We start from the raw sequence: 7,035 nt of genomic DNA, 5'->3' as shown, positions 1-7,035 counted from the left end.
CAAAGTATCCGATCAGGTGGGCGCGACCTGCGCGCCGCTGTGGTCCCGGAGGATCACCGTCGCAAGAATGACTTACGGACGGTTGCCAGTCGGGAACGGCCATGCAGCAGCCGGGTTCAGCGCGGTCTTGGCAGCGGGTGCAGCAGCAGGTGCAACGGCCGGAGCAGCAGCGGGCTTGGCGACAGCCTTCTTCGCCGGAGCCTTCTTCGCAGCAGGCTTGGCAGCAGCCTTCTTAGCGGCCGGCGCCTTCTTCGCAGCAGGAGCCTTCTTCGCAGCAGGCTTAGCAGCAACCTTCTTGGCAGCCGGTGCCTTCTTGGCAGCAACCTTCTTCACCGCGGCCTTCTTGGCTGCCGGTGCCTTCTTGGCGGCAACCTTCTTCACTGCGGCCTTCTTGGCTGCCGGTGCCTTCTTGGCAGCAACCTTCTTCACTGCAGCCTTCTTGGCTGCCGGTGCCTTCTTGGCAGCAACCTTCTTCACTGCGGCCTTCTTGGCTGCCGGTGCCTTCTTGGCAACGACCTTCTTAGCTGCAACCTTCTTGGCAGCAACCTTCTTTGCCGGTGCCTTCTTGGCGGCCGGAGCAGCCTTCTTTGCAGCGACCTTCTTAGCGGCCGGAGCCTTCTTCGCAGCGGCCTTCTTGGCCGGGGCCTTGGCGGCCGGTTTCTTCTTAGCAGCAGTTGCCATGGGAAACTCCTTCGAGATTGGGTATCGAACTATCGAGATTGAGCAACCCGACCGGCCCGATCCCACGATGCATTGGCATCGCCAGACCAACCGAGCGAGCGATTCATCGGCGCGCCACCAGACTGCAGCCGCACGCTAATGAATTCGGTAGGAAGACCCGCAACCCGCGCGGTGGACGCACGCAGCAAGTTGCACATCTCGGCTGAGCACACACGCGCAGCCGCAGCCGGCCGGACCAACTGCATCCGGCGAGTCTTCATCAATTGAGAGAACCGGGGCATCGTGGCCACACCGGTTGAAACCTGATCTTGCGCGAGTCGCTGTGTAGAGTGCAAAGCCGCTTGCAGCGTGACTTTGCAGACAGCGGAAATCTGGAGAGCGCGCGTTTTCTTTTGGGGGTAGTACGCCCATCCCAACGAAGGGATCGCAGAGACGGCACCGAGTTCAAACAGCCCTGTCGGCGTGGCGTGCATCAAAGTGGTTACGCTCCTCGACTACCTTTCACTTGCCGCTTGCTTGGAAGTTCATCGTCGTTGATCGCGCGAACCGCCCTTGCATCGAAGTCAACGTCTTGTCAAGGCGAATCATAATTCGTTTGCGCGGTGATGTTAAGAGATTTATGCAAAAAGCGCGGCGAGTTTTGGTGAAGGATTGCGCCGCGTCTGTGCGTCGTCGCGATTTGGATCGCGCAAGCACGCATGTCGACCTCTCGATTGCGCATTTTCTTGCGTCGTGACATCACGTCAACGCGTTGCTTCACGCAGACACTCGCTTCCCGCGAACCCAATGTTCATGCCGGTTTACAGCAACACGCAATGTTGTGCGCGTGTCGCTCGCAAGCATGCGCGCGCATGACGCGTGAACGCTGCGATGTCGTGCGTGTCAGCTGCGCGAGCAACGCGATGCGTGTCGAAAAAAACGATGCGCGGATACGACAACGCGCACGAATTTTTCGCGCGATCACACGCAGTCGACGCGCAGCACGCATGCGCATCGACACATTGAACGTGTTCATCGACATCGATGACGCGCTCCTCGCTTGCGTGCAACGCGCGATGTGCGGGCTCGACGCAATCGCGATGACCAAAACGTTCGACACGACGCATGCACGTGCCGCAATTCGCGTGCCGTACATCGAACGCGTGATCGTCGACGGCGCGATGCGCGTCAAGGTGGATCGCGTCGGCACGTTCGCATCGATGTCGATGCGAGACGACGCACCAGTGCCATCGCGCAGGTCGATGAACACGCAAGCGAACACATCCACACGTGTCGTGTGCACAAACGCGCGATCACGGCGACACGCGCACGCGCCGGCATGTCCCCATCGCGGGGAAACCCTGCTCAGCAGCTGATGAAAACCGCGCGCGACCGCGTTTGAAACGAGGCGGTTTTGCGACGATAGAAGAATTGTTCTACGGCAATCCGGGCGCCATCTTTGCTGCAGCGTCGATACTCCAAGACCGGCTTCAGCCAGCGCTTTACGAGGATCGACCACGTTGGAATGCTGCAATCGCATATCGGCGCGTCAGGTTGGCGCTGATTGTCATGCCATTCGGTTTCACTTCACGATCCGATCACCACGTCAGTACGGCATCGATCGCGCGGCGTGGCGCGGACCTGCGCGTGGCCCGTGATGAGACAGGGAGATCGTTGCCAACCGCACGTGTCAGACACTCGGTTGGTGACATACCCGAGGAAGAAAGAGCGCAAGACAGAAGGGGTCCAACAGAAGCGTTCTAAGCAGTGGAGGCACAAGATGCGCGATCCAGCGTTCTTGTTCAGTTCGAACCCACCGGAGTGTGGGGTTTTCCCGCAGACCCAGCGTCGTACGTTGCGCCGGATGCCTTGCTCAGTGGCGGCTGCGTCGCTGGTGTTGCTGGCTGGGTGCGCGAATTCGGGTAGCGGTGACATGGGAACGTCGCTGGGCGGCGGCAGCGATCCGCAATCGAAGCCGACGATCACGGCGTCGAGTTCGCCAACGTGGTCGAACGGCAACGGCAGCACCGCATCGGGCAGCACCAGCAGCACGCCGATCGCAACGCTGACCGGCCCGGTCGAGCAAGTGACGACGACCACCGTGGCAGCCATCGTGCCGCTCACGACCACGCTGACTTCCGCTACGCAGACACTGGGCGCGGCAACAGGTCTGGGTACACCGGTCGGCGGCGTGCTGACGACATTGGGCAGCGCACTCGGCAGCGAGGGCAAGACGATCACCACAGCTGGCAAGGGCGATGCGCTGGTGTCGACGCTAGGCAACACGATGAGTGCGCTCGGCACGATCACCGGCGGGCTGTCTGCGGTGGTCACGCCGATTGCGCCTTCTGCCGGCGGCGGTACGACTGCACCGGGTGGCGCACTCGTCGGTGCGCTGCCTGGCGGGCTCGGCAGCACGCTGGCACCGGTGACGACCGCAGTCGGGTCGTTAACGATGGCGAATCCAGGTGCCGGCACGCTCGGCGGCGGTGCCACCACGAGTTCGCCGGTGGGTGGGCTGGGCGGCATCGGCTCGACGGTCGGCGGACTGGTCGGCGGACTGCTGTCGGGCATATCACCCGGCGCGCATCACTGATGGCCTCAGTGATTGGGAAAACGTTCTTTGCATTCGACGGCAAACGCAGGCGGATGCTGCCCACTGGACGCCAGATGCGCGTTCTTCTGACACCCGGTGGTGATTACGCGGTACGGGCCGCGCTGACAAGGAGACTCACCATGAAGATTCAAACCCCGCTCCAAACTTCTTCCGTTTCGTCGTCGGCTTCTGCGTCATCCCGCACGCTGCTGGCGGCGGCCGCACTGGCCGTGCTCGCGCTGGCCGGTTGCGCCTCGGGCGGCAATCCGAACGGCGACACGACCCCGTCGTCAACCGCCAACAACAGCCCGGGCGCAGTGCCTGTCGGCAACGTTGCCAGCAACGGCGGCAACGTCGTTACGCAGACCGGCAAGACGGTGAGCGACCTCGGCACGACGATCGGCACGGCATCATTGCCCATCGTGGGCGGCACGGCTACGCAGAAGGATCTGGGTGCAACAGTCACCTCCGCCGGCAACACAGTCCAAACGCTGGGCGGTGGCATCAGCAACGGGCTGGGCAAGATCGGCTCGACGCCCGACCCGGTCGGCACGACGGTGCAGAGTTCGGGCGCCGTAGTGCACTCGACAGGCGTCACGCTGGTGAATGCGGGGCAAACCGTGAGCGATCTGGGTGCCGCGGGCAGCCCACTGGCGCCGCTGAATCCGATCACCTCGCCGGTGGGCAGCGGCGTGTCGGCACTCGGCCAGGTGGCACAAGGCGCCGGTGGGCTGGTGACCATTGGCACGTCCAGCGGACCGGTGCAGCAGGTCACGCAGCAGTTGAGCAATGCGATCGTGCCGCTGTCTTCGCAGGTTGCGGGGGCCGGTCAGCAGGTAGGTGCGGCGACCATGCTCGGCGCGCCGCTGGCCGGTGCGCTGAACACCGTGGGCGGTGCCCTGCAGAGCGGTGGAGCGCAAGTCGGCGCAGCAGGCGGCAATGCACTCACGCGTGACGTGGGTGGCCTCGTCGGCGCAGTGGGCAGCACGGTAGCCAGCGCCGGTGGCCTGGTCAACGGTGGAGGCAGCGGTTCGACCAATCCGCTCGCGCCCATCACGAATGCGCTGGGCGGTGGCCTCGGTGGCACAGCCGGCGGCAACAACCCGCTGGCGCCGATCACCAGCGCACTGTCGGGCGGCGCCAACCCGCTCGCCCCGATCACAAATGCACTAGGTGGCGTCACGAACGTCGCCGGCGGCTCGGGCAGCAATCCGCTGTCCCCCCTGACCGGTGCGCTGAGCGCCCATTGAACAAGACGATCTGCGCGACCGATCACCCTCACCGATTTTTTTACCCTGATAAGGAGACACCACGATGCAACGCACCCCTCACTCTCTTGCACGTCTGGCCGGCGCACTGGCACTCACACTGGCCGCTGGCGGCGCCTTCGCGCAAACCACCCCCGCAGGCACCTGGAAGACCATCGACGACAACACAGGCAAGCAGAAAGGCGAAGTGACCATCGTCGACAACGGTGGCGTGTTCACAGGCAAGGTCACCAAGATCCTGGTGCCGGGCGACGAGAGCAAAACCTGCACCAAGTGCACGGACGACCGTAAGGACCAACCGATCCAGGGTCTGATCATCCTGAAGGATCTGAAGGCGAACGGAAACAACAACTGGGATGGCGGCAACATCCTCGACCCGGAAAACGGCAAGGTCTACAGCGCCAAGATGTCGCTGGATGAGACGGGCAAGAAGCTCACTGTGCGCGGCTTCATCGGTATCAGCCTGCTCGGCCGCTCGCAAACATGGATTCGCGAGCAGTGAACCCCCGCTAATAAAGAAGCCTCCCAACGCGCGGCGGTGCCCTCTGTGGGTGCCGTCTCTTCGGGCGCCGGTGCTAGCCGGCGCCTTCTTTTTTGCGCATGCACAGCGCAGCACCCTGCCTTAATTAAGCCTTCACTAAAGAACCAGCCGCAGGCCGCCGTTACACCCGGAGGGAACTGCCCGCTAGGGGCACAACAAAGTGGAGAAAACGCGACATGCGACAGTGGACACTCAAAGCAAAACTGCGCCTGGCGCTGGCCCTAATGTGGCTGGGCTTGATTGGCGTCGGCGTATGGAGTGCCATGGAAACCCGCTCGACGATGCTCGATGAGCGCAAAGTCGGGCTGCAGAATCTGGTCGATGCGGCCGAGGGTGTTGCCAAGCTGTATCACGCCAAGGCGCAATCCGGCGCCATGAGCGAGGAAGACGCCAAGAAGACCGCGCTGGCCACGCTCGCCTCGATGCGCTACGGCACCACCGGCTACCTGTTCGTCGTCGATTCGCAGTTCATCCTGCTGATGCATCCGACCCTGGCCGACATGGTCGGCAAAAGCACCGCCGGCTTCAAGGACCCGACCGGCAAACCCGTCTACCCGACCATCGTCAACGCGGCCAAAGACAAGGGCTTTGGCTTTGCCGAATACCAGGGCCGCCTGCCCGGCAGTGAGACCGCCCTGCCGAAGATCGGCTATGTGAAGCGCTTTGCGCCGTGGGACTGGAACCTGTCGAGCGCGGTGTTCCTGCAGGAGGTGGACGCGGCCTACCATCACTCGCTCATCGCCAATCTGATCGTCATCCTGCTGGTGGGTGGCATGGTGTCGGCGGCCATGTCGCTCATCATTCGCAACGTACAGCGTGGGCTGGGCGGTGAACCCAGCTACGCCGCCGAGGTGGCCCGCCGCATTGCTGCCGGTGACCTGGCCGTGCGCGTGCAAACCCGCCCGGACGACCGCGACAGCATGCTGGTCGCCATGGCGCAGATGCAGCAGCAACTGACGGGCACCATCGGGCATATCAAAACGTCGGCGGATTCGATTGCCAGCGCCACCAAGCAGATCGCCGCCGGCAATGCGGATCTGTCGCAGCGCACGGAAGAGCAGGCCAGCTCGCTGGAAGAAACGGCGTCCAGCATGGAAGAACTCACCAGCATCGTGAAGCAAAATGCCGACAATGCGCGCCAGGCCAGCCAGCTCGCGGGCAACGCATCGGACATCGCCATCAAGGGCGGCGAAGTGGTTGGCCGGGTGGTGGACACCATGGCTGGCATCAACGACAGCAGCAAGAAGATTGCCGACATCATCGGCGTGATCGAAGGGATTGCGTTCCAGACCAACATCCTCGCGCTCAATGCCGCCGTGGAAGCGGCACGCGCCGGCGAGCAAGGACGCGGCTTTGCAGTCGTGGCCGGTGAGGTCCGCAGCCTGGCGCAGCGCAGTGCCACTGCGGCCAAGGAGATCAAGGAGCTGATCAGCGATTCTGTGGGCCGCGTTGAAAACGGCACCACGCTGGTGGCGGAAGCTGGCAGCGTGATCGATGAAGTGGTCGTGGCGGTCAAGCGCGTGACCGACATCATGGGCGAAATCAGCTCGGCGTCGGACGAGCAAAGCTCGGGCATCGAGCAGGTCAACCAGGCCGTCAACCAGATGGATGAGGTGACGCAGCAGAACGCCGCACTGGTCGAACAGGCGGCGGCGGCAGCATTGTCGCTGGAAGAACAGGCGCAGGTGCTGCGCGACGCCGTGGCGTCGTTCCGCACGGTCTGATCCGGCGCCCGAAACTGGGGCCGAAAGCGCGAGCCGAACCCCGCCCAAATCCCCAACGAGCGGAGGGGCGGCGGTTCGTGCCCGGGGTTGCCGCATGGTGTTATGCTGGGCGGCAGAGGAATCAATACAAACAACACGTTGGAATAGCCATGCCCGAGCGCAACCGGCCGCCATTCAGGGGCCTTACTGGCGCGATTGCCGGGTCGACTACCAGCGCCCAGGCCGTAACAGGAGACAACCCTGGAG

6 protein-coding genes are annotated in these 7,035 nt (G+C 63.4%); 5 read left to right on the top strand and 1 reads right to left on the bottom strand.

Annotated elements, in window-relative coordinates; all coding sequences use genetic code 11:
• Positions 1-72: 72 nt before the first annotated feature.
• Positions 73-681: a histone H1-like DNA-binding protein gene (locus JHD73_RS25530; RefSeq protein ID WP_199032962.1), complete on the bottom strand. Its 609-nt coding sequence runs from the start codon at positions 679-681 to the stop codon at positions 73-75.
• A 986-nt stretch (positions 682-1,667) separates the two neighbouring features.
• Here JHD73_RS25530 and JHD73_RS25525 point away from each other — a divergent pair.
• From JHD73_RS25525 to JHD73_RS25505, 5 genes are all read left to right on the top strand, one after another.
• On the top strand, positions 1,668-2,036 hold the full coding sequence (locus tag JHD73_RS25525; RefSeq protein ID WP_199032961.1) for a hypothetical protein: 369 nt from the start codon (positions 1,668-1,670) through the stop codon (positions 2,034-2,036).
• A gap of 404 nt (positions 2,037-2,440) precedes the next feature.
• On the top strand, positions 2,441-3,256 hold the full coding sequence (locus JHD73_RS25520; protein WP_199032960.1) for a collagen-like triple helix repeat-containing protein: 816 nt from the start codon (positions 2,441-2,443) through the stop codon (positions 3,254-3,256).
• A 140-nt stretch (positions 3,257-3,396) separates the two neighbouring features.
• A complete protein-coding gene (locus tag JHD73_RS25515) occupies positions 3,397-4,506 on the top strand; it encodes a collagen-like triple helix repeat-containing protein (protein ID WP_199032959.1) in 1,110 nt (369 codons plus the stop codon).
• 64 nt (positions 4,507-4,570) lie between these two features.
• Positions 4,571-5,026, top strand: coding sequence for a DUF2147 domain-containing protein (locus JHD73_RS25510; protein WP_199032958.1), 456 nt, complete (start codon positions 4,571-4,573; stop codon positions 5,024-5,026).
• 215 nt (positions 5,027-5,241) lie between these two features.
• A complete protein-coding gene (locus JHD73_RS25505) occupies positions 5,242-6,789 on the top strand; it encodes a methyl-accepting chemotaxis protein (protein WP_199032957.1) in 1,548 nt (515 codons plus the stop codon).
• Positions 6,790-7,035: the final 246 nt, after the last annotated feature.

The organism is Ralstonia sp. ASV6 (assembly GCF_016429285.1).
Classification (GTDB): domain Bacteria; phylum Pseudomonadota; class Gammaproteobacteria; order Burkholderiales; family Burkholderiaceae; genus Ralstonia; species Ralstonia flaminis.
The sequence above is the reverse complement of the archived record's forward strand: the minus strand, read 5'-3'. Positions and strand labels throughout refer to the sequence as shown.